A 24,979-nucleotide genomic window follows, 5' to 3' on the forward strand; every position below is an offset into this window, starting at 1 on the left:
GATTCCTTTGTCGGGGGTCACGTCGTCGTGCGGGGCGAGGTCGCATCGACCGGGGATTCGTGCGTATTGTGCCGCAGTCCGGGCCGGTGCATCGATACGAGTGTCACCGCAGGCCCCTGTCGGGCGAGCCGGGAGAGGGCGTACCGTTGGTGCCCCGAGAATTGCCGGCCGATCGTGACGACGAGCGGCGCATCGCGCCGTACGGTACGATGCGGGCCGTTTCGCCGCGCCGGCGAGCCGGCGAGCCGGCACGAGGCCGCCGGCAGCTTCGCAGTGCTCGATGGCGCCACGATAATGCCGGGCGGAGGCAGGATGAAAAATCCGTCCTTCGCCCGCTGACGAACAAGGAGAACGATGAGGAAAGCCCAGGGAATCGCGAACATCAGAGGTTTCGCACTTGCCGCATGCGCGCTGCTCGCAGGCTGCACCACGATCCCCAAGCCGGTCGTCGAGGCCCAGGCGCCGGCCCCGGTCGAGGTGCGGTTGCCGAAAACCGTCCGCGATGCCCCGCCGCATGCGCCCGTCGTACGCCCCGCTGCGCCACCGGCATCGGAGCCACCGGAGGCGATATTCTCGCCGGCGCCGGTCGGCCCGATCTCGGCGCTGCGCTACCCGGGCCGCCAGCAGGGCGTTGCACGGGTGCTGGAGCTGCTGCCGCCGAGCGTGACGCGGGACAGGGACGGTTGGGCCGCGGACATCTTCGCGGCTTTTGCCGCGTTGCGCCTCGCGCCGACCGCCGAAAACTTCTGTGCCGCGATTGCCGTCATCGAACAGGAGTCAGGCTTTGTCGCCGACCCGGTGGTGCCGGGGCTGTCGCGCATCGCGTGGCGGGAAATCGAGGCGCGTCGCCAGCGCTTCCATATCCCGAAGCTCGCACTGGATGCGGCGCTGGCGAAACCGTCACCGGACAGCCAGACGTACAAGCGTCGACTCGATACGCTCCGGACCGAGCGGCAGATGAGCCTGCTCTATGACGACATGATCGACGAGCTGCCCGGCGGCCGGTTGCTGTTGAGCGGCTACAACCCGGTGCACACCGGCGGGCCGATGCAGGTCAGCATCGCGTTCGCCGAAGCGCACGCGCGCGCCGCCCCGGAATACGGCGGCGGGTTCGGCAAGGGGCTGCGCAACGCGGTATTCACCCGTCCGGGCGGGCTCTATTTCGGTATCGCGCACCTGCTCGATTACCCGGCGCCGTATCACGACCCGCTGTTTCGCTTCGCCGACTTCAACGCGGGGCATTACAGCAGCCGCAATGCGGCCTTCCAGCAGGCGGTGGCGCGGCTGGCCGGCGTCAAGCTGGTCCTCGACGGGGACCTGCTGCGTTACGAAAACGGGGAACCGAGCGGCAAGGCCAGCGCGACGCAGAAGGCGGTGATGGCGCTGTCCGGACGGCTGAAGCTCGATTCCGCGGAGATCCTTGCGGCGTTGCGGCAGGAAAAGCGCGAGGCGTTCGCGCATACCCAGCTTTACCTGCGCGTCTTCGCGATGGCCGACCAGGCCGCCGGGGCCCGCGTGCCGCGCGAAGCGATGCCGCGCATCGAGCTCAAGAGTCCGAAGATCCAGCGCAAGCTGACGACCGCGTGGTTTGCCGAGCGGGTGCACATGCGCTATCGCGCCTGCATGAAGCGCGCACCGGTGGCCTGACGCCGGGGGGTCGAAGGGTGGCCGTGGTGCCGGGCAGAAGGAGATCCAGCAATGTGAACAGACTCCTGCCGGGGTGCTCGTGTTTCCCTGGTTCGATGTCGCGAGAGATTGGATCACAGCCGCCGCCCACGTTATGTTCGGCGTCACGGCGGCCGGTGCCTGCCGACACCTGTCGGCGCGATAGCACGGCAGCTGCTCCGGCGCCTACGACCTGTTCGCGAACCAGCGCGACGGGGTGCTGAAGATCGCGATCAAGCCGTGATGCGAGCGGCAGCGGCCGGCGTGCCGCTGCCGCGTCAGTGTCCGGCGAGCAGGTGGCCGAGCCGTTGGGCCTTGGTGCGCAGGTAGTTCGCGTTGTGCGGGTTCGGCTCGATGACGTGCGGCACGCGCTCGGCGACCGTGATGCCGTACTGCCCGAGCGCGTCGACCTTGCGCGGATTGTTCGTCATCAGCCGCAGCGAGGCGATGCCGAGTTCGCGCAGCATCGAGGCGGCGACCGCGTAATCGCGCGTGTCGGCGTCGAAGCCGAGGAGGTGATTGGCTTCGACGGTGTCCGCGCCTTCGTCCTGCAGCGCGTAGGCGCGTACCTTGTTCAGCAGGCCGATGCCGCGGCCTTCCTGGCGCAGGTACAGCAGCACGCCGCGCCCTTCGGCGGCGATCGCTGCGAGCGCCGCTTCGAGTTGCGGGCCGCAGTCGCAGCGCCGGCTGAACAGGGCGTCGCCGGTGAGGCACTCGGAGTGGACGCGGGTCAGCACCGGCTTGCCGTCGGCGATCGTGCCGAGCGTCAGCGCGACGTGCTCGCGCCCGGTCGCCGGCTCTTCGAAGCCGTGCATCCGGAAGGTGGCCCAGGGGGTCGGCAACCGGCATGAAGCGACGAGGCGGGTGTTCCGCTGGTCCGTTTCATCGGCGCTCGCGACCGGTCCGGCGCTTTGGGTATCCGCGGTGTGCATCGTGATCTCTCTTCCATTACGGGTGGCGGCCGGGGTCATCGGGACGGCCTGCGCGGAGGAGGTTTTCGTCAGCGTCCGCGCGAGGCCCGTCGTACCGCCTTCGACGAGAAGGTGACGTGTGCGCGCGGATCGGTCAACTGCAAAATGCGTGCTTCCGTTGCAGGCCGCGCTCCATCGCGCCCGGGTTCGATGGGGGCTGTGGCAAGGCGCCGAACGAGTGATCATTCTATTCCAGCCGAAACAGCATCCTGCGGCGCGCGCTCAGGCCGTGGCGAGGGGCCGGAACAAGTGGTGGATTTCGCGGCGCAGCCAGCGGTTGCCCGGGTCGTTATGGAAGCGCTGGTGCCAGAACTGGCGGATCGTGAAGGTCGGCGCGTCGAAAGGCAGCGGCAAGGCCTCGACCCCGCCCGATTCCTTCAGCGTGCGTGCGACCTCGGCGGGAACCACCGCGATGAGATCGGTGCGGGTGACGATGTGGAGCAGGCTCAGGAAGCTCGACACCCGCAGTTTCACGTTGAGATCGAGCCTGAGCTGGCGCATGTGTTGCTCGATCAGCACCATGCTGCGGGCGGGGGAGCTCACCGTGACGTGGCGCGCCGCGAGGAAACGCTCCATCGTCAGCTCGCCCCGTGCGAGCGGGTTGTCCGCGCGGACGATGCAGACGAAGCCGCAGTCGAGCAGCCCCTGCTGGAAATACTGGCCCTGTTCGAGGTCGGTGAAGGGGCCGATCGCGAGGTCGACTTCCCCAGTGAGCATCGCTTCCTTCATCGCGTTCGATGGCATGAACACGGTTCGGAGGCTGACGCCCGGGGCCTTGACCTGCAGCGCGTTCATCAGCATCGGCACATAGTTGCTCTCGCCGATGTCGGCCATGCACAGCGTGAAGCGGCGCGTCGATTGCGCCGGGTCGAACGGCGCGGCGCCGAAGACGTCGTTCTTTATCTTTTCGATCACCTCGCCGATCGGCATCGCCAGCAGCGACGCGCGCGCCGTTGGCAGCATCTCGATTCCGGTGCGGAAGAACAGCGGATCGTCGAAGGTCGTGCGCAGCTTCGCCAGCGCATAGCTCATCGCCGGCTGGCTGAGGCCGAGCTCGGCTCCGGCGTCCTTGACGCTCTTGTGGCGCAGGATCGCATCGAAGACTACCAATAGATTCAGATCCACTGAATGAAGATTCATTTTTTGGATTTCCCTAATCCATCGGAGCGGATTGACGGACTCTAGCACTTTCCGGATATTGGCCCTCAGCCGCAGGGAGGCAATGCACACGATGAACGACATCTGCGAAACGCTCGACGAAACCCCGGCCGCGGTCGCCGCCACCCCTTCCGCCTTCGACACGCGCTGGCAGCGGATCATCGATTGCGTCGCGCTGAAGCAGCCGGACCGCATGCCGGTGGCTTTCTACTCGACATTCTGGCTCGCCCGCTACGCCGGCATCACGTGCCGCGAGCTGATGTACGACTACGAAAAGACGCGCGAGATCGGCGAGCGCGCGGTGCTGGAATTCGACCCCGACGTTGTCAGTCCGCTGCTGCTCACGGCGACTGCCGGCCCGTCGCTCGAAGCCATCGGCTTCAAGCAGCTGCAGTGGCCGGGGCACGGCGTCGGCGACGACCAGCCGTTCCAGTACCTCGACCGCGAATACATGAAAGCCGACGAGTACGAAGATTTCATCTTCGATCCGACCGGCTATTACCTGCACACCTACCTGCCGCGTGTCGCCTCGGCGTTCGAGGGCTTCGAGGACCTGCCTTATCTTCCCGGGCTGTACTACTTCCGGCTGCTCGGCGGCATCCGCCCGTTCGCAAAGCCGCGGGTGCGCGAGGCGCTGGAAAAAGTCATCCGGGCCGCTGAAGAGGCCGAGCGCTTCGCGCAGCACCATCTCGCCTTCACCGACCGCTTGGCGACGCTCGGCTACCCGTGCACGAACGGCACGACAGGCATCGCACCCTACGACTTCATCGCCGACTACTTTCGCGGCGCGACCGGCATGATGAAGGACCTGTACCGCAAGAAGGACCAGCTGCTGGCCCTGCTGGACAAGGTTGCGGTGTTCCTGCTGAAGCAGATCGTCTCGGCCGCGCGCGCTTCCGGCAATCCCATCGTGTTCATCCCGGTGCATTGGGCGCCCGACGCGTTCATGTCGCCGAAGCAGTTCGAGACGTTCTGGTGGCCGTCGTTCCGCCGCCTGCTGATCGGCCTGATCGACGCCGGCCTGATCCCGATGCCGCTTTGGGAAGCCGATTGCACGAAGCGGCTCGAGATCATCAAGGACGTCCCGGCGGGCAAGTGCATCTACTGGTTCGAGCGCACCGACATGGTCAAGGCGTTCGAGGTGCTCGGCGACGTGGTTGCGCTGCGCGGCAATTTGTCGCCGTCGATGATGACCACCGGGACGCCCGCCGAGGTCGACGCCGCGGTGCGCCACCTCGCCGAAAACGTGTTTCACAAGGGCGGCAAACTGATTCTCGACTGTGCGTTCGGCCTGCCTGACGAGGCGCCGGTCGACAACGTCCGCGCGATGTTCGCCGCCGCCCGCAAGTATGCGGGTTGAGTGCGCGCACCCGATCCTCACCAAAGCCGGAGTGCGGCTTCGCCCAGGGCTCGGGCAGACGAATCGAGCCACCGCGCCTTCACCGTCCCTCGTGCCTCCGCGAGGTCGCCATCACGTCGCCGTCGGCAGCCAGTCCGACTGATTCCCGGGAGACCCAAAGCATGAAAACACGCGCACTTCTATTACCTGTGCTCGCCGCAGGGGCAATGGCCGGCGCTTTGCCGTCGCATGCGGAAGTCGTACTCAAGGTCCATCACATGCTGCCGCCGAGCTCCACCGCCCAGACCAAGCTGCTCGGCCCGTGGTGCGCGAAGATCGCCGCGGAATCCGCCGGCGAGCTGAAGTGCCAGATCTATCCGTCGATGCAGCTGGGCGGCATGCCGACGCAGCTGTTCGACCAGGCGAAAGACGGCGTCGCGGACATCATCCTGACCGTCCCGACCTACCAGGCGGCGCGCTTCACGGTCACCGAAGTGTTCGAGCTGCCGTTCATGACGAACACCGCCGAAAAAGCCAGCCGCGCGTTGTGGAACTACGCCGCGAAGTACGCCGCCGAGGAATACAAGGGCGTGCGGCCGCTGGCCTTCCACACCCACGAAGGGGCGCAGATCCACACGACGAAGAAGCAGGTCAGGACGATGGCGGACTTCGCCGGGCTGAAGTTGCGCGCGCCGAGCCGCCTGTCGACCAAGCTGGTGGCGGCGCTGGGCTCGACGCCGGTGCCGATGCCGGTTCCGCAGGTCCCGGAAAGCCTCGCCAAAGGGGTCATCGACGGCGCGCTGCTGCCGTGGGAGGTGATGTCGGGGCTCAAGCTCGACGAAATCGTGAAGTACCACACCGAGACCGATTCTTCGCTGCCGAACATCGCCAACACCATTTTCGTCCTGGCGATGAACCCGGCCAAATACGAGAGCCTGCCTCCCGAGCTGAAAAAAGTGATCGACGCGAACAGCGGCGCCGAGACCTCGGCCTGGATCGGCAGGATCTGGGACGAGACGAAAGCGCCGAACCGCAAGCTGGCCGAAGCGCGCAACAACGCGTTCTACACCGTGCCGGCCGCCGAAGTGCAGAACTGGATCAAGGCCTCCGAGGGCGTGGCGCTCGAATGGGTCAAGGAGGTCACGGCCAAAGGCTACGACGGCGACAAGCTGCTCGCGGACGCGAAGGCGATGCTCATGCAGTAGCCGATCCCGGCGGGCCGGCCTCGGGGGCGTCCGACGCTCCCGAGGCCGCCGCCGCTTGTTTCAGGCTTCCGCCAGCCACGTCCGGCTGCGCTCCGTTGCGCCCGGGCGCGTTGTCACGCCAAGAGGCGATGCGAGCCGCCGGCCGTCGCGGAACACCACGATCGGCTCGCGCAGCGCGCCGAAACGCTCGAATGGCGACGCCTCGAGCAGCACCGCGTCGAACGCCGCGCCCGCGGCGAGCAGCGCCGGTTCGCCCCAGTGACGCCGGGCCGCCCCGGTCGCCGCGCGCAGCACCGCCGTCACCGACAGCCCGGCTTCGTGCAGCCACTGTAGTTCGTCGAGCAGCCCGGTGCCATGGCCGACGCCGTGGCTTCCGGCGTCGGAGCCGCACAGCAGCGTGACGCCCGCTGCGTCGGCGCGCACGAGGTTTTCCGCGTGTTCGCCGAGGATGCGGGCGATGTTGTCGACCGTCTGCGGCGACCAGCCGGCGACTTCAGGGCGCACCCACTGGAAATGCACCGGCGCGAAGGTCGGCGTCCACGCGATGCCGCGGTCGGCCATCGCCCGGACCCTGTCGCAGCTCATGAAGAAACCGTGCTCGATCGAATCCACTTTCGCTGCGATCGCGACGTCGAGGCCTGCCGTGCCGCTGCAGTGCGCGAATACGCGTTTGCCGAGCGCGTGCGCGGTGCGCACGGCCAGTGCCGCCGACTCCAGGTCGAACTGCGGCTCGCCGGCGACGCGACCGGCGTCGAAATCGATGATGCCGGTGAGGATCAACTTGATGTCGTCGCAGTCGGCGGCAAGCTCATGCACCGCGGCGACGATCTCGCCGCTGTCCGCAACGTCGCGGCCCATGAAAGCGCCATAGCGCTTCGGGCGCTTCAGCCCGAGGCCGGCGGAGCGTACCGCCGGCAGGCCGGCGTCCCGTTCCGCGGCCGCCGCCCGCAGGCGGTGGTTGATGCCGAAGCGGTCTCCCGCGTCGCGCACCGTCGTGATGCCGCACGCGAGCGTCGCCGCCGCGTTGTGCGCTGCCACCGCGAGCATCTCGTCGAGCGGCGCCTTCAAGTAGTCGGCACGCCGTGTCGCGTCGAGCTGGGTGCCATCGAGGAACAGGTGCACGTGGGCGTCGACGAGGCCCGGCATCAGGAATGCCGCGCGTTGCGGCGCTGCGGCCGGGGGCGCGACGAGCGCGAGCTGCGCCGCCGGCAGGATTGCGGTGATCCGCCCGTCGGCGATCAGGAAGCCGTACGGGCCGTGCTCGTGGTGGCGCTCGCCGTCGAAGTAGCTGTCGACAATGATGGTTTCGGCCGGCATCGCGTCACGCCCTGTAGAACTTGCGCACCGCGCGCAGCGCCTGGCTGCCTTTCTGGTCGAGAAAGTGGCGGTAGGTCGTCAGTACATAGTCGTCCTCGGGCAGCGGGTGATAGCCGCGCCACGGCGTGCCGAGCACGGTGTCAAAGCCGAAAGGCACCGCGAGCGTGAGGAAGGCGTTCTCGAGACAATGCTTCAGGTCCGAGCCGTCGGCGGCTTTCGCCGGCAGCTGCTGGCCGATGTTGGACAGCCCGCCGGTCATGTGCAGGCCTTCGAGGTCCGGGTCGCTGCCGATCAGCCGCACCGCGTCGAGCGTGGCGCGGTTGAGTCCTTCGGTGTCGGCGATGATCGCGCTGACCGACAGGTCGATGTAGATGTGATCCATCGGCATGCCGCAGTCGTCGCGCAGGCGCAGCGCCGCGCGCCGCGCAGTCGAGGCGATGTCCTCGGCGGTCTTGTTGTTTTTCGCGACGCCATCGACGACGCTCTCCGAGGCCATGACCATGACCTTGAACGGATGCTCGCGGTACAGGTCCATCGCGTCCCAGCGGTGCTCGGTGATGGAATTGACGATCGGCAGCTCGCCGCCCGCCGCGTCGCGGTCGTAGGTTTTCAGGCACAGTTCGAAAAGCTCGGTGTTCGGCACGTCGAAGGACAGCGGCACGTCCACGACGTCCTGGATCGCCTGGATCACGTCGGTCAGGAACGGGCGGTCGGTCATCGCCTGCGAGCCGACATTCACGTTCAGGTACACCGCTCCGGCCTCGACCTGCCTGATGGCCAGCGCCTGGATGCCGGGAATGTCGCTGTTGTCGAACAGCGCCCGCGTGCTCTTGAAGCCGGGGTTGATGCGCTCGCCGATGATCCGGATGTCGAAGCTGTTGCCTGTCGTCACGATCTTTCCTCCGTGTGTGCTTCAGTGGAATCCGATGTTGTGCATGAACGCCCGCTGGAACTGCGCGCGCGTGCTCATCTCGACATAGCGGCAGCCGGCGGCGAGCTGCCGCGCGCGGCTGCGTGCTGCCGTGCTGGCGAGCATCTGCCGCACGCCGGCGCCGGCCGCGTTGCCGACCTGGACGAAACGCTCGCGCGGCAGATCCGGGAACATGCCGATCGCGACCGCGCTGTCGATGTCGATGTACGCGCCGAAAGCACCGGCGATGATGAAGCGCCCGATCGCCGGCGCCTCGAGCCCGACGTCGGCGAGCAGCAGGTCGACGGCGGTGCGGATCGCGGCTTTCGCGAGCTGCACCGCGCGCACGTCGGCCTGGGTGAAATGGACACCGGGGGCGAGCACCGCGAAGCGTTCGCCGTCCTGTCCGCCGACGTCGCGGTGCGGCGCCTGGATGCGCCCGCGGCGATCGACGATGCCGGCGCGGCGCAGCGTCGCCAGCGTGTCGAGCACGCCCGAGCCGCACAGGCCGAGCGGTGCCTTGCCGCCGATCGTGCGCACCGCGAGGCGGCCGCCGTCGAGCCCGACGCGTTCGATCGCGCCTTCGGCGGCGCGCATGCCGCACGAGATGTGGCCGCCTTCGAGCGCCGGCCCCGACGGGCTCGACGCGGACAGGAAGACGCCGTCGTGGATCAGCGAGATCTCGGTGTTCGTGCCGATGTCCATGACGAGACTCGTCGCGGCGGCGCGCCAGTGGCTTTCGGTCGCGAGCAGCGCGGCGACGTGATCGCCGCCGACGAAGCCGCCGACGTTCGGTGCGACGTGGACATACGCGCCGGGGCTCACGCCGAGGCCGAACTCGCGCGCCTTGACGTCCATGGCGTCGCGCACCGCCGCGACGAACGGCGCGCGACCGAGTTGCCGCACCGGCAGCCCGAGCAGCAGGTGATGCATCGCAGTATTGCCGCAGACGACGACGTCGACGATTTCGGTCGCTCTCGCGCCGACCGCGGCGCACAGGTCATGGGCGAGCGCGTCGATCGCGGCAGCTGCCGCGGCGCGCAGCTCGTCGGCCGCCCCCGCCGGCCCGCCGACGGTGTAATCGATGCGGCTGATCAGGTCCGCGCCCCACGCGACCTGCGGGTTTTCGAGGCCGAGGCTGGCGAGGCGCGCGCCGCTTTGCAGATCGACGAGGAAGCCGGCCGCGTTGGTCGTGCCGAGGTCGACAGCAAGCCCGAGCACGCGGCTGCCCGGCGGGGCGACGTCGATCAGCTCGGAGCCTCTCAGGCACAGGCGCAGCGACCAGGCGGCGTCGCGCAGCGTCTGCGGCAGCTGCTGCGCAGCGACCAGGTCGACCGTGCCGATCGACGGCGCGCCGGGCGCGTCGATGGGCAAGGCGAGCGCGCGGATCACGCGGTCGATGTCGGCGACGTTGTCGGCGAGCGTCGCTTCGGCGACGTGCACCTCGCAGCTCGCGACCGCCGCGTCGAGGCGCAGGAGGTCGGCGTCGCCGTCGCCCGCGACGTCCGCGCGCGCGACCGGTGCGAGCGAGCGCGGCGCGACTTCGACGGTGCAGTTGCTGCGGGCGCGAACCCGGCAGGCGCGGACCCATTTCTTCCGGTTTGCCGGCGCGGCGGGCGACGGGGCGGCGGGATCGGCATGATCGGCTTCGATCTCGCCGTCACTGATGTGCACCATGCACGCGCCGCAGGTGCCGCGGCCGCCGCACGCGCCGACGATGCGAATGCCGTGGCGCCGCGCGCTCTGGAGGACCGTCTCGCCGCCGCTCGCGGTAATGGCGCGGCCGAGCTGCGGGAAGTTCAGCGTCAGTGCCCGCGCGAACGGTTTGTCACGACTGGTCATGGAGGCTCCGCAGCGTTTTCGTCAGGATCAGGCGGCCGCAGCCACTGCCGCGCCGTGCCGGCATCTTGCGCGGGAGCGGCAGTGCTGGCAGCGCGACCACGATACGGCCGGCAGGTCGATGCCGACGCCGAGCACCATCGACGTCGATTTGTGCGGGCGCATCAGCAGGCCGGCGTTGAGCTCGATGCCGATCGCGGCGGCATCCGCGAGCCGCAGCACGGCGGCCTGGGCGTCGAGCGCGAGGCCCGGATCGCCGGGGCGCAGCTCGCCCGCCATCGTGAGCGCCCGGCGCCTCGCGTCGGCGAGCATGCGGTCCTGCGCGATGCGGGAGACTTCGAACAGCAGCTCGTTGCCGAGCTGATCGAGCGCCAGCGCACGCGACGCCCGGCGCGCGGCGACGAGGCTCGCGACGCGCCTCTCGATGCCCGCGCCGATGGTGCAGCTCGCGCAAGCCAGTGCGGTCAACCGTCCCGATTCGGGCAGCAGCCACGGCGCATGGAAGGCCTCACCGCCCGCGCGCAGCCACTCACCCGCCGGCGCGTCGAGTGCGACGATGCGGTAGCTGTAGGCGGCTTCGACGAGCCCTTCGTCGCGCGCGAGGTCGAGGACTTCGCGCCGCAGCCGGCTGCGGCTCGCCGATCCTTCCGGCAGGCCGTCCACCGCCTTCAGCACGTCGAAGCCGCGCGCGCAGGGCATCCGGGAATCCGTCTCGCCGCCGGCCGCGATCACGCGGCGACGCCGATCCAGCCCTTGCTCAGCGTCACCGCATCGACGGCGTTGACGCCGAACGCGTCGGCACGGGTGTAGGCGCACACCGCGTTGTCGATCTGCCCGCCACCGATCATGATCTTGCGGCCCTCGCGCAGGCCCGCCCGCTCGATTGCCTCGATCGTCTCCTTCATCGAGTCGAACGCGAGCGTCAGAAAGCCGCTCAGCGCGACGACCTGCGGATCGAACTCCCGGATCGCGGCGAGGAACTCGGCGACCGGCACGTCGATGCCGATGTCCTTGACCTCGAAACCGTTGATGTCGAGCATGAAGCCGACGATGTTCTTGCCGATGTCGTGCAGGTCGCCGTGCACGGTGCCGAGCAGCACGCGGCCGAGCTTCTGCGCGCCTTCGCCGTCCTCGCTGATCAGCGGCTTGGCCAGCGCGCCGATGGTCTCGAGCATCTCGCCGGCGAGCACCAGCTCGGGCAGGAAGTACTCGCCCTGCTCGAAGCGCCTGCCGACCTCGTCCATCGCCATGCGGCAAAGCTCGAGCACGCGCAACGCGTCCGCCTTCTCGTCGAACAGCATCTTCTTCGCGAGCTCGAGCGCGTCGTCCTCGTTCATGTCGGCGAGCCACTCCACGAGCAGCGTTTCCTGATCGGTCATCGCGTTCATCCGGGTTTCCTCCTCAATCGATACGGGATTTCAATGGACTTGCAGGGCTGGCCGGCGGCGCAGGCCCGACGCGGCGATGATGTCCGCCAGCACGTCCTCGTTCTTGTGGCCCATCAGGTGCACGCCCGCCACGCCGTCGATCTGCGTCAGCGCGCGGATGGTTTCGAGGCACACGCGGCGGCCTTCCTCCTTCTGGTCGCGGGCCGCGGCGATGCGTCGCAGCGTCGCTTCCGGGACGTGCACGCCGGGCACGTGCGCGGCCATCCACTGCAGCGCGCGGGCCGAGCCGAGCGTGCCGACGCCGACGATGATGCGGGCGCGCCGATGCAGCTCGCGGACGCATACTTCGCGCATGAAGTCTTCAAGCAGGTCGAGGTCGAAGCAGAACTGCGTCTGGATAAACTGCGCGCCCGCGTCGATCTTCTTCTCGAGGTTGATGATGCGCTCGCGGTGCGGCGGCACGAACGGGTTCGCAGTCGCACCGACGAAGAGGTCCGGCGGCGTGTCGAGCCTGCGGCCGGAGGCGAACGTGCCGCCGTCGCGCATGCCGCACGCGGTGCCCAGCAGCGACACGGCGTCGAGGTCGAACACCGGCTTCGCTTCAGGCTGGTCGCCGCGGCTCACGTCGTCGCCGGTCAGGCACAGGATGTTGCGCACGCCGAGCGCGGCGGCGCCGAGGATGTCGCCCTGGATCGCGATGCGGTTGCGGTCCCGACACGTCACCTGGTAGATCGGCGTCATGCCGGCGGCCACCAGCAGCGCGGAGGCGGCGACGCTCGACATGTGGCAGTTGCCGCCCGCGCCGTCGGTGATGTTGATCGCGTCGACGAGTCCCCGGAAACGGGCCGCGCGCTGCAGCAGCGCAGCGGGGTCGGCGGAGTCCGGCGGGCCGACTTCGACCGTCACGAGGAAGCGGCCGGAGGCGCAGGCGCGCTCGAAAGCGCCCGCCGGATGCGCCGGGCGCGGTGCGCGCGCAGCCGGCGGTGCGGGAGTTTGCGGCGTCTCGGCGGCGATCACCTGGATCCACGTCGACTGGCCGCGGCGGCGGTGATCGAGCGGTGCCAGCCGGGTTGCGGGGAGTCGCTGTCCGTACGCGATGCGCCTGCGCCCGTCGGTCGCCTCGAGCCACACGCAGCGCATTCCCGGCACAACTTCGCAGCCGCCGTCCGGCCGCACGCCGCCGCACGGGCCGTTTCGCATCTGCTTGCCGCAGTTCATCGGACAGGCCATGCCCGTCGATGACAGCACGCACTGGCCGCACATGCGGCAATCGAAGAGGAAGGCCTTGGCGGCGCGCTCGATCGGCGCGAGCAGCCGTTCGGCCGGCGCTCGCCCGACGAGCCGCAGGCCGGCCCGGGCGACCGGCATGACGGCCAGCACCGCGCGGTAGACGCGCGCCAGCGCCGAGGCGCGGCGTACCGACCAGCGCCGCATGAGCATCATGATCCGGCTCCCGCGGGCGGTACAGCGCCGGTCAAGCGCCGTCCCCTGTTCCACGCTGCGCCTGCTTCGACCGGTTTCGCTGCATGCATAGAACCCCGCCCCCGAACGTCGTGAAGCCTTCAGGATCCGCGCGGAACGGGAGGCCCCGGCCGTGCCCGTCCCGCGCTTTCCAAATCCCCGACGGTGCCGGGGTCATCGCTAAGTTAAAGGGCGGGGTAGGGTTTGTAAATTCGATCGGCCGGATTGTGGATATCGAATTTTTGGATCTGGCTGCGCGCTTTCGAACGGCGAGCGATGGCGCGCGCCGCCCGGCTTGTCGCCGCGGAAAAGCGGCTGGATCTGGCGGCGTGTCCTAATATTGGAAGGCGCGACGGTGGCAGGCCGAAGCCGGCCGGCGCATGCGACGACGAGCGATTGCCGAGTTAGTGAGGGAGTGGATGATGCATACGACTACACCGCCGGTGCCGGGTCCGCAGCCTGACCCGGCACCGGAGCCCGACCCCGTGCCGGACCCGAGCAAGGATCCGGATCCGGAAACGGACGACGACACCGCGCAAGTGACCCGCGAACACGTAAAGAAAGGGTCCTGATCGATTCACTCGCATAGGGGGGAATATGCCGGCGAAAGGGTGGGTGTGGTTGAGCTTGCTGCTGACGGCCACGCTGCCCGCCGGGTCCTCCGCGCCGCCGAAGGCGCAAAGTCCGATCGTGGTCGGCTTGCCGGCCGGCTTCGATGCGAAGGCGCCCGCCGCACCCTACGACGGACCGCACCCGTCGCGGCTGCAGCGCCCTGCCGAGACGTTCCGGTTTCCGATAAGGCTCGGCGAGGTGGGGCCGGGCGAAGCCCTGTTTGCCGGTCCCAGGCAGTATCCGTTTGTTTGCGACACCGAAGCTTCCGGCCTGGGCCAACCGCTGGTGGACAATCATGCCAGGGTCGGCACGCCGGTCGTCTCGAAGGCCGCCACGGTCTTTGCGAACCCCGCGCCGATCGGTTACAGCCAGGATTGTCTGGTGCGCACCCGGGCCTGGTATTACTACAAGCCCCGGGACAAGGAAAAATTCGAGCGGTGGTCGGAGGTGGTGCGGGACGTCGACAGCGTCAGCATCAACGGTGCCCAGGTGCCGTTCATCGTGCGCGTGGAAATGGGCACGATCAACCGTTTCATCTACGTCATCGCGGCGCTGAAGGGGCCTCATGAAACCCTCGCTGCCCCGAGTGCCGCGCACTGGAACGGCCGCCTGATCTACCAGTTTTCCGGTGGCGTCGGCATCGGGCACCGGCAAGGCAGGGTGAAGCCGTCGAGGGTCCTCGAGGGGCGGCGCGAGCAACTGGCGCAGGGCTATGCGGTGGTCGCGTCGACCGGCACGACGACTTCCACCCATTACAACATCTGGCTGGCCGAAGATACCGCGTTGCGCGTAAAGCGCCAGTTCGTCGCGCTGTACGGCGAACCGGATTACACGATCGGCGTGGGCGGGTCCGGTGGTGCGATTCAGCAGTATCTGTTGGCCCAGAACCGTCCCGGCCTGATCGATGCGGCGATCGCGCAGTATTCGTATCCCGACATGGTCACCCAGACCATCTGGGCGCTCGATTGCGAACTGCTTGAGTATTACTTCGACAGGACCGACCGCCGCAATCCGCTGTGGCACCAGGCCGAACATCGGCAATGGGTCGAAGGTCTCAACGCCAGCAACGATTACCAGGGTGAGGGCAGGGCAAGAAGAATCGCGACGACCACCCGGCTCGCCCTGCTGGCCGGCGAGCGTCGGCTGGCGGACGCCGAGGGCCAGACCGAATGCGTGGTCGGCTGGCGCGGGCTGACGCCGCTGGTGCTGAACCCGCGCTTCGCGTTCATCGAAGACCGACTTGCCAGACGGGTGTTCAGGCGTGTGCAGTGGAGCTATTTCGAGGATCTGAAGGATTTCTACGGCACCGATGCGCAGGGCTATGCGCGCATCCCGTGGGACAACGTGGGAGTCCAATACGGCCTGCGGGCGCTGCAGCGTGGGCAGATCGACGTCGAGCAGTTCCTGCGCCTCAATGCCCGTGTCGGCACCTGGAAGCCCGTCGCCGAGATGAAGCGCGAGCGTTTCTGGATCCTGCGCGGGGCCAGCAGCGATCTGCAGGATTTCTCGCCGTGGAGCGCGCACAACATGAATCGCGGCAAGACCCGCGACGCGCCGGCGCCGCGCTTCGAGGGCGACCGCCTGGCGATGGCAGCGGCGTATCGATCGGGCCAGGTCTTTCTGGGGCGGCTCGACATTCCGGTCATCGACGTGCGCCACTATCTGGAACCGGTGCTGGACATGCACCATGCTTCGGCGTCCTTTTCGGTGCGCGCGCGGCTCCTTGCGGCACAGGGAGATGCGGGAAACCAGGCGATCTGGGTCAGCGACAGGAAGCACGATCCGACCCCCGAGGCCTTCGCCGCGATCGAGCGATGGCTCGCGGCCAAGCGGGCACGTCCCGAGCAGTCCTGGTCCGCGCTGCGTCCGGCGGCCGCGAGCGATCGTTGTATCGATGCGCAGGGCAAGACGATGTTCAGCGGCGATCGGGTATGGGACGGCGAATGGAACCAGCGTCCGCCCGGCCCGTGCATGCGCGCCTATCCCATCTACGGCAATACGCGCATCGTCGCGGGCGACACGATACGCGGCGATCATTTCAAGTGCACGCTCCAGACGGTCGGCGAGGCGCTGGATGCCGGGCTCTACGAACCGATCGACATGCGTCCCTACCGGGCGCGACTGGAGCGGATCTTTCCGCAGGGCGTCTGTGACTACCGGCAGGCCGCTCAGGGCCGCCCGGCCGATCTGCCGGGGGCGGACAGCCCCGGCTGACAGCCTGCCGCCTGCCCGCGCAAGAGACTGCGGCGCGCCGTGCAAGCCCGCGCGCCGCAGCCTTGCTCAGAACGGCGTCACGAGCTTGAACCAGGCCTTGTCGCCGCGGAAGCGGTTCTCGGCTTCGGTTTCGTGCTGCCACTGCGCGACCAGCAGCGTGCCGCCTTTCGTCGTGTAGCTGACGCTCGGGCCGATCGCGAACACCTCGCCGCGGCGCCCCGCGGACCACGGGCCGATCGCCGCCGGGATCTTGCGGCCGCCGAGCTCGTCGTCGGTCGTCTGCTTCACGTAGTAGCCCGACAGGCCCGCCCCCCAGGGCCCGAAGCGTTTGCCGACAAGGTAGTCGATGTGCAGCTCGTCGCCGGACTCGTAGTCCATCTTCGGCGCTCCCGGCGCGGGCCGGAAGTCGTTGTTCTTCGCCTTGATGTTGTACATGAACTTGGCCGATACCTCCCAGCCGTTCTCCGACAACCAAGTTGCCGCGAACACCGGTTCTACGCTCCAGTAGTTCGCGCCAATGTTCTTTCGCGGCTCGCCCGATTTGTACTTGCCGGTCGGTGCGTAGAAATCGAGCGCGGCAACCCAGTGCCAGTTGCCGGAATGCCAAGCGACGACGAGCGGTGAAAACACCAGGTCGCCCAGCCCGGTGACTGTCTTGCTGCCGGCCCCGAGGGCCAGTTCCTGCTGCACGACCGGCAGGATCACGTGCATCGCCCAGTTGCCGCCGAGGAGCTGCTGGTCCGTGACCTTGACCCAGCGCAGCGCGTCGAACCACGCGGTAACCGAGGCGCCGGGCACCTTGTCGCCGTCGCCGTCGCGCAGGTCGCCGTCGTAATAGCCAAAGTAGTTCAGGAAATAATCGCCCGGGGGCGGCAATGCGCCAGCGAACCAGTTCTCGCTGCCGTGGGGGTACTGATCAGCGCCTTCCTTCGCACTCGCAAGTCAAGTCCAAAATCTGCTGTAAATTCTCTTCAGCCCGGATGATGACGAATGGTTTTTATCCGGCGAGAGCAACAACGTTGTTGCTCTCGCCGGCGGCGGCGCGGGCGGCGACCCACTCCGCGAATTCATCCATATCCAGATATCGTCTTTCCTGCCAGACCTCGTTCTGCTCGGCCAACAGGGCGCCGATCAGGCGCAGGGCGGATTCGTCGTTGGGGAAGATGCGGATCACCCGCTCGCGACGGCGAATCTCTTCGTTGAGCCGCTCCTGCATGTTGGTCGTGCGCAGCCGCCGCCGGTATTTCTCTGGCAGCGCCATGACCGCCATTGCGTCGGCGAAACCTTCCTCGATGCACGCCACGGCCTTTGCCGCCGTTTTCTCGAAGCGCTCGACGAATTCGGCGAGCCGGCGCTTGGCCTCGGCCATGTCCGCCGCCTGGAAGACGAGTTTGGCTGCCGCCGCCACGTCGGCCCGGATCTTGGCGCTGCAGCTCCCCAGAATGTTGCGCATCAGATGCACCTGGCAGCGCTGCCAGGTCACCCCCTGAAAATGCTTTGCGACCGCCTGCGTCAGCCCGCCGTGGCTGTCGGAAACGACGAACATGACGCCTTTCAACCCCCGGCCTTTGAGCCAGCGGAACGTCTCATCCCAAGTGGCGAAACTCTCCGTGTCGCCGATCTTCACGCCGAGAATTTCGCGGTAGCCGTCACTCCTGATGCCCGACACGACCAGTGCGGCGCGCGATACGACGCGGTCGCCTTCCCTGCTCTTGATGAACAGCGCATCGACCAGAACAAACGGGTAATCGCCTTCGAGCCGTCGCTCGTTGAAGGCACCGACACGTCCGTCCAGTCCGGCGCAGAGCGCGCTGACCGTCGATTTGGAAAAGCTCGTGCCGCACAGCTCCTCGGTGATCGCCGATACTTTCCGCGTCGAGACGCCTTGCACGACCATCTCCATCAGCGCCAGTACAAACGCCTGCTCGCTCCTCTGGTAACGCTTGAAGATCTCTGTCGAGAAGCTGCCATCCCGCGTCTGCGGCACCAGCAGCGTCACCGGCCCCACCCGTGTGTAGAGCGTGCGTGCTCGCGTGCCGTTGCGGTAGCCGGCGCGCTCTTCCGTGCGTTCGTGCCGCTCCGCTCCCAACGCTTCTGTCACTTGCGCCTCCAGTATCTGGTTCAGAACCGCTTCTACCAGTTTCGCCAGCCCGTCCTGACCGCTCAACAGCCCTGGCAACAAATCACGCCCTACGCTAACATCATATCCAGCCATCGCTTCGCCTGCCTTTCTTCGGTTGATCAACGCTTCGACAACGTCATCGTACCGAACTGAAGCGGTGGCTACCTGCCACTCGATTTACAGCAGTTTACGGACTCAATCCACTCGCACCTGTTGCCACGAGTGCCGACAGGGCGATCGCAAGGCCGATTTTGTTCATCTTCATGTATCTCCTCCTTGATGTTTTATTGCTCTGCTCACTGCAATGCTCCGGCCGGGACGGGCCTGTCGGCTCGTCCCGGCCGGAGCGGTAACACCTTCAGCTGTCCGGCAGCCCTGTGCCACTGCGGGATTGCGGGTCATGAGTGCCGTCGGCGCCGTTACCCCTCGCGGTTGACATGGAAGCGCCGCGCTTTCATGTCGAAGCGTGGCAGTGCATTGCGGCCGACGTGGTGTACGCGTGGCCGGAAGGCGAGGAGCGAATCGAGCTTTTCGGCGATCGAATGCACGATGCGGGCGTCGGCGCCTTCGCACAGCTCGATCTCGACGTCCATCTCGTCGAGCGAGTGCTCGCGGCGCACGTGGATGCGGAATTCGTCGACCTCGGTGAACTTGCGGATGATGTTCTCGACGCCGGACGGATAGACGTTGACGCCGCGCACCGTGACCATGTCGTCGGCGCGGCCGAGGATGCCCCCTTCGAAACGCAGGAAGCCGCGGCCGCACGCGCAAGGCGCGTGGTTGACCTCGACCAGGTCGCCGGTGCGGTAGCGCAGTATGGGGAAACCCCAGCGGCCCAGGTTCGTCAGCACGAGCTCGCCGCGCTGGCCCGGCGCAACCGGCGCGCCGGTCGCCGGATCGATGACCTCGGCAATGAACTCGCTCTCGATCAGGTGCGTGCCGCCCGGCTGATGCTCGCATTCGAACGAATGCGCGCCGATCTCGGAAGCGCCGGCGTGGTCGAAGCATTTCGCCGACCACGCCGACTCGATACGCTGCTTCGTCGCCGGGATGTTCGCGCCCGGCTCGCCGGCGTGAATGGTCGCGCGCAGCGGGATCGACGTGAGGTCGAAGCCCGATTCGCGCCCGACCTCGGCGAGCCGTAGCGCGTAGGTCGGCGTGCAGCACAGCACCGTCGCGCCAGTGTCGCGCATCAGCTCGAGCCGCTGCAGCGAGTCGCGTCCGCCGCCCGGGATCAGTGTCGCGCCGATTTTGTGCGCCCCTTCGACAGCAGACCAGAAGCCGATGAACGGGCCGAACGAGAACGCCAGGAACACGCGGTCGGCCGGACCGATGCCCGCGCCAGCGAATACGTGCGCCCAGCAGCGTCCGAACCAGTCCCAGGATTGCGCGGTGTCGAGCACCTTCAGCGGCACGCCGGTCGTGCCCGACGTCTGGTGCAGCCGCACATAAGCTTCGGGCGGGTACGTCAGATTCGTGCCGAACGACCCGTTCGCTGCCTGCTGCGCCTCCATCAGCTCGGACTTGGTGGTGAACGGCAGCCGCGCGACGTCGGCGAGCGTGCCGACGTCGCGCGGGTCCACCCCCGCAGCCGTCCATTTCGCCGTGTAGAAGCGGTTGCGCTGCCATAGCTCGGCGAGCATCGCGCGCAGTTTTTGCAGCTGCAGCGCTTCGAGCTTATCGCGCGTCAGGGTTTCGGTTGCTTCATTGAAAAATGCCATGAGTATTTTCCTTCGATTGGGCGACGCAATGCGACACCGTGCAAACCGCTCGCGCGGCATGCAGGGCAGGTATCAACGAGAGTCGGGGAGGCGCCGCGCCGGCGCGTCGGGTCAGCCGGGCGGCCCGGTCGTCGGTGCCGCCATCGTCATCTCCCGGCGACCGAGCGCGCGGCGGGGCGCCGGCCCCACTTCCACGGTGCGGTGACGTCCTCGATGACGTCGAAGAACCAGCGGTCGAGGAGCGGCGCGCCTTCGGGTGAACGCTGCAGCGGCAGCTGGCCCGGCGCGACGAGGCGCAGCTCGGCCGCGTCGTCGCCAGCGACCGGGTGCCCGCCGGTGGAATGCGCGCGATACGCGAGGATCAGCGCGCGTGCGCCGGTCTGCGAGTACGCGCCGACGAAACCGTCGACGACGACGTCAAGGCCGGTTTCTTCGCGCGCCTCGCGGATGACCGCGTCCTCCAGCGACTCGCCGAGTTCGACATAGCCGCCGGGCGGTGCCCAGTAGCCGGCCAGCGGCGTGAGCCCGCGGCGGATCATCACGAGATGGTCGGCGTGATCGATGATCGCGAGCACGACCGGCGCCGGCTTGTGGAACGCGACGTAGCCGCAGGCCGGACAGCTTTCCCGTTCGCGTCCATGTACCGCGGCGAGCGCAAGCGGCGTCCGGCATTCCGGACAGAATTTCATTGTCATGACTGTTCTCCTCGGACGAGCCACGCGATCTGCGCTCGCGAAGCGGTGCGCGCGTCGAGGCTCGCGCCGACGCGAAGCGGGACTGTGCTGCGGGTGAGATCGAGCTGCAGCGTGACGCGGTCGCCGTCGCCGAGGCCGAGCGTCGCGCGCACCGGCACCGGCGCAACGATCTCGAACTTGTGCGACGGGTAGTCGGCGACGTCCGGCAGCACCAGCGCGCCGTCAATCCGCCCGGCGAGCCGGATGCGAAAGCATCGCGCGCCGCAGAAGCCCGCAGGCGACGTGATCGCGATGCCCGGTGCCGCTGCCAGGCTCTGGCGCGCAGCGCGCCAGCGCGGGCCGGACATGTGCAGGTTCAGCGTGCCAGGGTGCGGCACGAAGCCGAGCTTCGCGCGGAACTCCTCGACCACCCAGTCGAGCGACGTGAAGCGGCGACCGACGCCGTCGCCGCGGGTGACCATGCCGGCGAGCGGGATCTTCGCGCCGGCGACGGGCTCGAAGCTGCCGTGGGGGGCGGACGACATCCGGACGAAGCGGCCCGTGCGCGTGACGGAGGCGAGCAGCATGATGTCAGCGCGCCTTCGCGGATTCGCGTTCTTCGTTGCCGGTCCAGCGGCCGAACAGGTCGACGTCGAGGTCGAACTGGTCGAGCACTTTCGTCACCGACTGGTTGATGATGTCGTCGATCGTCTGCGGGCGATGGTAGAACGCCGGCAGCGGCGGCACCAGCACCGCGCCGGTCTCGGTGACCTGTGTCATCAGCCGCAGGTGGCCAAGGTGCAGCGGCGTCTCGCGGATCATCAGCACGAGCTTGCGGCGCTCCTTCAGCGTCACGTCGGCGGCGCGGATCAGCAGGTTGGTGTTGAACGAGTTCGCGACCGCGGACAGCGTCTTGATCGAGCACGGCGCGATGACCATGCCGGCGTGGCGGAACGAGCCGCTGGCGATCGACGCGCCGACGTCGTTGATGTCATGCACGCAGGAGGCGAGGAGCTTGACGTCGTTGATCGAATAATCGGTCTCGTAGATGATCGTGCGCTTGGCCGAATCCGACATCACGAGGTCGGTTTCGACGCCGATCTTCTTCAGCACCTCGAGGAGGCGGATGCCGTAGATCGCGCCGCTGGCACCGGAAATTCCGACGACTATTCTCATTTCAGATCTCCCTCAGGAAAGCAGTTCGGCGATGACTGCGCGGGCTTTTGCCGCGGCGGCGGCAGGCAGGGTGATGCGGTCGGACTCGGCGCCGCTCGCGCGCGTCGCGATGAAGCCGACTTTCGAAGCGGCGTTGCCGGCGGCCGACGGGTCGATGACATAGGCTTCGCAGCCGTGGATCACGACGGTGTCGCGCGCGGGCTGGTAGCGCGTCGCCAGCGCCCAGCCGACTTCGCGCGGGTCGCGGATATCGACGTCGTCATCGACGATGGTGACCATCTTCAGGCGCCGGTCGAGGTTCAGCGCGAGCATCACGAGCCTTCTCACGTCGGCCGGCGTGCAGTCGTGAACGGCGATGACGGCGGAAAAGCCGCTCGTGCCGGCGGCCAGTTCCAGATCGGCGACGCCGCCGATCAGCGCCTGCAACTGGCCGAGCAGCTCGGCGCCGGCAGCGAGCGACAGCAGCGCGTCGACTTCGGCCGACCACGGGCACAGGCCGGGATAGATGAAGTTGTCGCGGTGCGTGACCGCGCTCACTTCGATGACGGGGCTGACGTTCGAGAAGTAATGCCCGGTGTTCTCGCCGAACGGCCCTTCGAGCTCGCGCACGCCCGGCAGCATCCGCCCTTCGATGACGATCTCGGCGCGCGCCGGCACTTCGACGTCGACTGTCTCGGCGCGCACCAGCTCGACCGGTTCGCCGCGCAACGCGCCGGCGATCGCCATCTTGTCCGGCACCAGCGGGCCGACCTTGACGACTGACGACAACAGCGTCGCCGGTTCGAGGCCGAGCGCGATCGCCACGTCGAGCGGCCGGCCTGCGGCTTCGGCGCGTGCGAGGAACTGCGGCAGCGGCGGATTCGCGAGCAGGATGCCGAGCCGCCTGCCGCCCTTGACCATCATGCGGTGGATGCCCATGCCGCGCCGGCCGGTCTCGGGGTCGGTGCACAGCACGACGCCGGTGGTGATGAACGGCGCCGCGTCCTTCTCGTGGTGGGTCAGGATCGGCAACAGCGACAGCAGGTCGTCGGGTGCGCGGTGCACGACCTCCTTGACCGGCACCGCGCCCGTGGCCATGACCGGCGGCACGCCGTGTTCCTTGCGCTGCAGCCAGGTTTGCGCGAGCCGCTCTTCAGTCGTGCCGAGCGCGCGGGCGAGGCGAGGGCGGCTGGCGATCAGGTTGCCGGCGACGCGCGTGCCGGGATAGCCGCGGATGTTGTCGAACAGCACCGCCGGCGCGCCCGCGGGCAGGCCGCGCAACACTGCCGCGATCTCGAAGCGCGGATCGAACTCGTCGCGGACGTGCCGCAGATCGTCGCCGAGGTCGGCGAGGAAGGCGCGCAAATCGGAATAAGCCATCGTTCCCCCAATTCTTGAAACCGTGTAGAGCCGCGGCGCCGGCCGCGGGTGCGCGTCCTGAACGTGCTGTCGCTGCCCGAGCCGGACGGGCCGCAACCCGTGCGGCCCGGGCACGCGTTGCTACAGATACTTCGCCGGCATGCGCTGGACCTGCTCGATGATGCGGATCGAGAACTGCTGGTTGCACAGCTGGCCGCGCCCGAAGCGCACTTGCAGGCGGTCGGCGAACTTGTCGAGCGATTTCGACAGTTCAGCCTTGACGCGCTGATAAGTGTATTTCTTCAGCCCCGGATTGAGTGTGCGCACGCTTAGTTCGAGCTCCGTGCCTTCCGGCAGTTCGGCCAGATCCATAACGAAAACTTCCCACTGGTTCATCGCGTCGTCTCCTTATTTCACCGGCTTGAAGCCGTAGTCGGTCCAGCTGTTCGTGACTTTGTCCTGGATGTCCTGCGGATAGACTTTCTTGAAGCTGACGACCGACGGCACGTCGTTGGTCTTGTCCCAGTCGACCGGCCACAGGCAGTCGAACAGCACCTGCGAGCCGATCGAGTACTTGCGGTCGTGCGGCGTCGCGTGCGGATACAGCGCCGTGCCGGTGGTGTTCTTGAACACGTGGATGCCGCGTTCCGGATTGCAGCGCGTGCAGAAGGCGTGATAGACCTCGTCCCAGTTGAAGATGTCGGTCTGGTCGTCGACCACCATGACCATGTGGAACCACGGCCCGAGCTTGGAGCCGAACGCGAGTTGCGCGATCTGCATCGCGATGCCGGCGTAGGTCGGCTTCACGCCGACGATCATCATGTGGTGCGTCGAGCGCGGGTGCATGTACACCCCGGTCACCGGGATGCCCTGGCTCTTCAGCAGTTTTTCCAGCTCGAGCCCGAGCGAGAACGAGCGCAAGAGCTGCCCCTCGTCCTGCGGCACGCCCATGTTCGAGATCGTCATCGTCGCGTTGTTGCGATACGTGATCGCATCGACGCGGAAAGTCACGCGGAAGTCGCGCGGGCTCGTGCGGTAGCCGGTGTATTCGCCGAACGGGCCTTCCTCGACCTTGTAGTCGGGCAGGATCATGCCTTCGATGATGATTTCGGCATCGGCCGGCACTTCGAGGTCGTTGGTCTCGCATTTGACGAGCCGCACCGCCTCGCCCGACAGCATGCCGCACAATTCCGGCTCGGGAATCGGGCTCGGCGCGCACGCGGCCATCGCGGCGAGCGGCGACAGGCCGATCGCGGTCGCGAACGGGCAGCCTTCGCCGCGCGGCAGGTAGTACTCGGTCAGCGCTTTGCCCAGATCCGAGAACGGGAATACCGCGCCCGACATCGTGCGGCCGTCCCACATCATCTGGCGGTACATGCCCCAGTTCACGTCACCGCGCACCGGGTGCTTGGTGATCACCGCGTGCCACGTGCCGACGTAGCGGCCGCCGTCGCCGTCATGCACGAGCGGCACCGGCAGCTTCGTCAGGTCGACGTCGTCGCCGAGCAGGATGTTTTCCTTGCACGGGGCGTCGCGGCGGTCGATCACGACCGGTTCGATCGGCTCGCTGTTGGTGCGCTTGAGGTACTCGGCGCCGATCTGGGGCAAGGTGGAAGCCGGGTCCATGCCGAGCGAGATCGCCATGCGGCGGTATGTCGACAGCGGCGCGCCAAAGTAGCTGAAGCCCGGATAGTCCTTGATGTTCTCCATGAACGGGGCGGCTTCGCCAAGCTCGCAGACGCGGCGCACGATCGCGCCGGCCTCGTTGTCCCAGTCCACTTCCTGCCTGATGCGTACCGCGTCGCCGGATCTTACGCAGGCCTCGATGAATTCGCGGTTGTTCTTCGGTGCCGAAATCTTTGCCACGTC

22 protein-coding genes are annotated in these 24,979 nt (G+C 67.6%); 4 read left to right on the forward strand and 18 right to left on the reverse strand.

What is annotated here, in order from left to right:
• Window positions 1-17: 17 nt before the first annotated feature.
• Window positions 18-383 carry a hypothetical protein gene (locus tag pbN1_RS09330; protein ID WP_169203780.1) on the reverse strand — a complete coding sequence of 122 codons (366 nt, stop codon included), beginning with the start codon at window positions 381-383 and terminating at the stop codon, window positions 18-20.
• Between pbN1_RS09330 and pbN1_RS09335 the strand changes: the two genes are divergently transcribed.
• Complete coding sequence (locus tag pbN1_RS09335) at window positions 355-1,647, forward strand: DUF1615 domain-containing protein (protein ID WP_169203781.1); 1,293 nt, start codon at window positions 355-357, stop codon at window positions 1,645-1,647. The two genes, pbN1_RS09330 and pbN1_RS09335, sit on opposite strands and share 29 nt — an antisense overlap.
• Window positions 1,648-1,943: 296 nt before the next feature.
• Here pbN1_RS09335 and ribA read toward each other — a convergent pair whose 3' ends face one another.
• Window positions 1,944-2,597, reverse strand: a complete 654-nt coding sequence (gene ribA / locus pbN1_RS09340) for a GTP cyclohydrolase II (RefSeq protein ID WP_169203789.1) — start codon at window positions 2,595-2,597, stop codon at window positions 1,944-1,946.
• A gap of 261 nt (window positions 2,598-2,858) precedes the next feature.
• On the reverse strand, window positions 2,859-3,776 hold the full coding sequence (locus pbN1_RS09345) for a LysR family transcriptional regulator (RefSeq protein WP_169118804.1): 918 nt from the start codon (window positions 3,774-3,776) through the stop codon (window positions 2,859-2,861).
• 82 nt (window positions 3,777-3,858) lie between these two features.
• On the opposite strand from pbN1_RS09345, the gene pbN1_RS09350 reads away from it, so the two are divergent.
• A complete protein-coding gene (locus tag pbN1_RS09350) occupies window positions 3,859-5,154 on the forward strand; it encodes a uroporphyrinogen decarboxylase family protein (protein WP_244857224.1) in 1,296 nt (431 codons plus the stop codon).
• A gap of 161 nt (window positions 5,155-5,315) precedes the next feature.
• The gene (locus pbN1_RS09355) at window positions 5,316-6,338 is read left to right on the forward strand and encodes a TRAP transporter substrate-binding protein (protein WP_169203782.1); all 1,023 of its coding nucleotides are present in this window, start codon (window positions 5,316-5,318) and stop codon (window positions 6,336-6,338) included.
• Between the two features lie 60 nt (window positions 6,339-6,398).
• Here the strand turns inward: pbN1_RS09355 and pbN1_RS09360 are convergent, their stop codons facing one another.
• The 6 genes from pbN1_RS09360 to pbN1_RS09385 are packed head-to-tail and all read right to left on the reverse strand — an operon-like array spanning window position 6,399 to window position 13,235.
• Window positions 6,399-7,655, reverse strand: coding sequence for an amidohydrolase family protein (locus tag pbN1_RS09360; protein WP_169203783.1), 1,257 nt, complete (start codon window positions 7,653-7,655; stop codon window positions 6,399-6,401).
• Window positions 7,656-7,659: 4 nt separating this feature from the next.
• A complete protein-coding gene (locus pbN1_RS09365; RefSeq protein ID WP_169203784.1) occupies window positions 7,660-8,547 on the reverse strand; it encodes a dihydropteroate synthase in 888 nt (295 codons plus the stop codon).
• Window positions 8,548-8,568: 21 nt separating this feature from the next.
• On the reverse strand, window positions 8,569-10,407 hold the full coding sequence (locus tag pbN1_RS09370) for an ASKHA domain-containing protein (protein WP_169203785.1): 1,839 nt from the start codon (window positions 10,405-10,407) through the stop codon (window positions 8,569-8,571).
• A gap of 27 nt (window positions 10,408-10,434) precedes the next feature.
• Window positions 10,435-11,103 carry a hypothetical protein gene (locus pbN1_RS09375; RefSeq protein ID WP_169203786.1) on the reverse strand — a complete coding sequence of 223 codons (669 nt, stop codon included), beginning with the start codon at window positions 11,101-11,103 and terminating at the stop codon, window positions 10,435-10,437.
• A 29-nt stretch (window positions 11,104-11,132) separates the two neighbouring features.
• Window positions 11,133-11,792, reverse strand: a complete 660-nt coding sequence (locus pbN1_RS09380) for a cobalamin B12-binding domain-containing protein (RefSeq protein ID WP_210147705.1) — start codon at window positions 11,790-11,792, stop codon at window positions 11,133-11,135.
• 30 nt (window positions 11,793-11,822) lie between these two features.
• Window positions 11,823-13,235 (reverse strand): methylenetetrahydrofolate reductase C-terminal domain-containing protein, encoded by a 1,413-nt coding sequence (locus pbN1_RS09385; protein ID WP_169203787.1) that lies wholly within the window; start codon window positions 13,233-13,235, stop codon window positions 11,823-11,825.
• A gap of 633 nt (window positions 13,236-13,868) precedes the next feature.
• On the opposite strand from pbN1_RS09385, the gene pbN1_RS09390 reads away from it, so the two are divergent.
• The gene (locus pbN1_RS09390) at window positions 13,869-16,079 is read left to right on the forward strand and encodes a DUF6351 family protein (RefSeq protein WP_425305769.1); all 2,211 of its coding nucleotides are present in this window, start codon (window positions 13,869-13,871) and stop codon (window positions 16,077-16,079) included.
• A 66-nt stretch (window positions 16,080-16,145) separates the two neighbouring features.
• Here pbN1_RS09390 and pbN1_RS09395 read toward each other — a convergent pair whose 3' ends face one another.
• The 9 genes from pbN1_RS09395 to ppcA all read right to left on the reverse strand — a co-directional run bounded on the left by pbN1_RS09395 (window position 16,146) and on the right by ppcA (window position 24,976).
• Window positions 16,146-16,955: a SphA family protein gene (locus pbN1_RS09395; RefSeq protein WP_244857225.1), complete on the reverse strand. Its 810-nt coding sequence runs from the start codon at window positions 16,953-16,955 to the stop codon at window positions 16,146-16,148.
• A 121-nt stretch (window positions 16,956-17,076) separates the two neighbouring features.
• The gene (locus pbN1_RS09400) at window positions 17,077-18,294 is read right to left on the reverse strand and encodes an IS256 family transposase (protein WP_169204317.1); all 1,218 of its coding nucleotides are present in this window, start codon (window positions 18,292-18,294) and stop codon (window positions 17,077-17,079) included.
• 326 nt (window positions 18,295-18,620) lie between these two features.
• Window positions 18,621-19,922, reverse strand: a complete 1,302-nt coding sequence (locus pbN1_RS09405) for a phenylacetate--CoA ligase family protein (RefSeq protein ID WP_169202689.1) — start codon at window positions 19,920-19,922, stop codon at window positions 18,621-18,623.
• A 146-nt stretch (window positions 19,923-20,068) separates the two neighbouring features.
• Entirely contained in the window at window positions 20,069-20,617 is a 549-nt protein-coding gene (locus pbN1_RS09410) for an NUDIX hydrolase (protein ID WP_169202688.1), read from the reverse strand.
• Window positions 20,614-21,183, reverse strand: a complete 570-nt coding sequence (locus pbN1_RS09415; protein WP_244857226.1) for a CTP-dependent riboflavin kinase — start codon at window positions 21,181-21,183, stop codon at window positions 20,614-20,616. The genes pbN1_RS09410 and pbN1_RS09415 overlap by 4 nt, the downstream gene beginning before the upstream one ends.
• A gap of 4 nt (window positions 21,184-21,187) precedes the next feature.
• On the reverse strand, window positions 21,188-21,772 hold the full coding sequence (locus tag pbN1_RS09420) for a UbiX family flavin prenyltransferase (RefSeq protein WP_169202687.1): 585 nt from the start codon (window positions 21,770-21,772) through the stop codon (window positions 21,188-21,190).
• Window positions 21,773-21,784: 12 nt separating this feature from the next.
• The gene (locus pbN1_RS09425; protein WP_169202686.1) at window positions 21,785-23,131 is read right to left on the reverse strand and encodes a UbiD family decarboxylase; all 1,347 of its coding nucleotides are present in this window, start codon (window positions 23,129-23,131) and stop codon (window positions 21,785-21,787) included.
• A gap of 120 nt (window positions 23,132-23,251) precedes the next feature.
• Window positions 23,252-23,506, reverse strand: a complete 255-nt coding sequence (gene ppcG / locus pbN1_RS09430; RefSeq protein ID WP_169202685.1) for a phenylphosphate carboxylase subunit gamma — start codon at window positions 23,504-23,506, stop codon at window positions 23,252-23,254.
• 12 nt (window positions 23,507-23,518) lie between these two features.
• On the reverse strand, window positions 23,519-24,976 hold the full coding sequence (gene ppcA, locus pbN1_RS09435) for a phenylphosphate carboxylase subunit alpha (protein ID WP_169202684.1): 1,458 nt from the start codon (window positions 24,974-24,976) through the stop codon (window positions 23,519-23,521).
• Window positions 24,977-24,979: the final 3 nt, after the last annotated feature.

Origin of the sequence: Aromatoleum bremense, assembly GCF_017894365.1 — a bacterium.
GTDB classification, from domain to species: domain Bacteria; phylum Pseudomonadota; class Gammaproteobacteria; order Burkholderiales; family Rhodocyclaceae; genus Aromatoleum; species Aromatoleum bremense.

Bases quoted from the DNA above. Each gene is read 5' to 3' on its own strand.
- pbN1_RS09415 (WP_244857226.1), bottom strand. From the start codon at position 21,183: ATGCTGCTCGCCTCCGTCACGCGCACGGGCCGCTTCGTCCGGATGTCG.
- ppcG (WP_169202685.1), bottom strand. From the start codon at position 23,506: ATGAACCAGTGGGAAGTTTTCGTTATGGATCTGGCCGAACTGCCGGAA.
- pbN1_RS09370 (WP_169203785.1), bottom strand. From the start codon at position 10,407: ATGACCAGTCGTGACAAACCGTTCGCGCGGGCACTGACGCTGAACTTC.
- pbN1_RS09410 (WP_169202688.1), bottom strand. From the start codon at position 20,617: ATGACAATGAAATTCTGTCCGGAATGCCGGACGCCGCTTGCGCTCGCC.
- pbN1_RS09400 (WP_169204317.1), bottom strand. From the start codon at position 18,294: ATGGCTGGATATGATGTTAGCGTAGGGCGTGATTTGTTGCCAGGGCTG.
- pbN1_RS09380 (WP_210147705.1), bottom strand. From the start codon at position 11,792: ATGAACGCGATGACCGATCAGGAAACGCTGCTCGTGGAGTGGCTCGCC.
- pbN1_RS09375 (WP_169203786.1), bottom strand. From the start codon at position 11,103: ATGCCCTGCGCGCGCGGCTTCGACGTGCTGAAGGCGGTGGACGGCCTG.
- pbN1_RS09345 (WP_169118804.1), bottom strand. From the start codon at position 3,776: ATGAATCTTCATTCAGTGGATCTGAATCTATTGGTAGTCTTCGATGCG.
- pbN1_RS09385 (WP_169203787.1), bottom strand. From the start codon at position 13,235: ATGATGCTCATGCGGCGCTGGTCGGTACGCCGCGCCTCGGCGCTGGCG.
- pbN1_RS09335 (WP_169203781.1), top strand. From the start codon at position 355: ATGAGGAAAGCCCAGGGAATCGCGAACATCAGAGGTTTCGCACTTGCC.
- pbN1_RS09355 (WP_169203782.1), top strand. From the start codon at position 5,316: ATGAAAACACGCGCACTTCTATTACCTGTGCTCGCCGCAGGGGCAATG.
- ribA (WP_169203789.1), bottom strand. From the start codon at position 2,597: ATGCACACCGCGGATACCCAAAGCGCCGGACCGGTCGCGAGCGCCGAT.
- pbN1_RS09360 (WP_169203783.1), bottom strand. From the start codon at position 7,655: ATGCCGGCCGAAACCATCATTGTCGACAGCTACTTCGACGGCGAGCGC.
- pbN1_RS09350 (WP_244857224.1), top strand. From the start codon at position 3,859: ATGCACACGATGAACGACATCTGCGAAACGCTCGACGAAACCCCGGCC.
- pbN1_RS09420 (WP_169202687.1), bottom strand. From the start codon at position 21,772: ATGAGAATAGTCGTCGGAATTTCCGGTGCCAGCGGCGCGATCTACGGC.
- pbN1_RS09330 (WP_169203780.1), bottom strand. From the start codon at position 383: ATGTTCGCGATTCCCTGGGCTTTCCTCATCGTTCTCCTTGTTCGTCAG.
- pbN1_RS09425 (WP_169202686.1), bottom strand. From the start codon at position 23,131: ATGGCTTATTCCGATTTGCGCGCCTTCCTCGCCGACCTCGGCGACGAT.
- pbN1_RS09405 (WP_169202689.1), bottom strand. From the start codon at position 19,922: ATGGCATTTTTCAATGAAGCAACCGAAACCCTGACGCGCGATAAGCTC.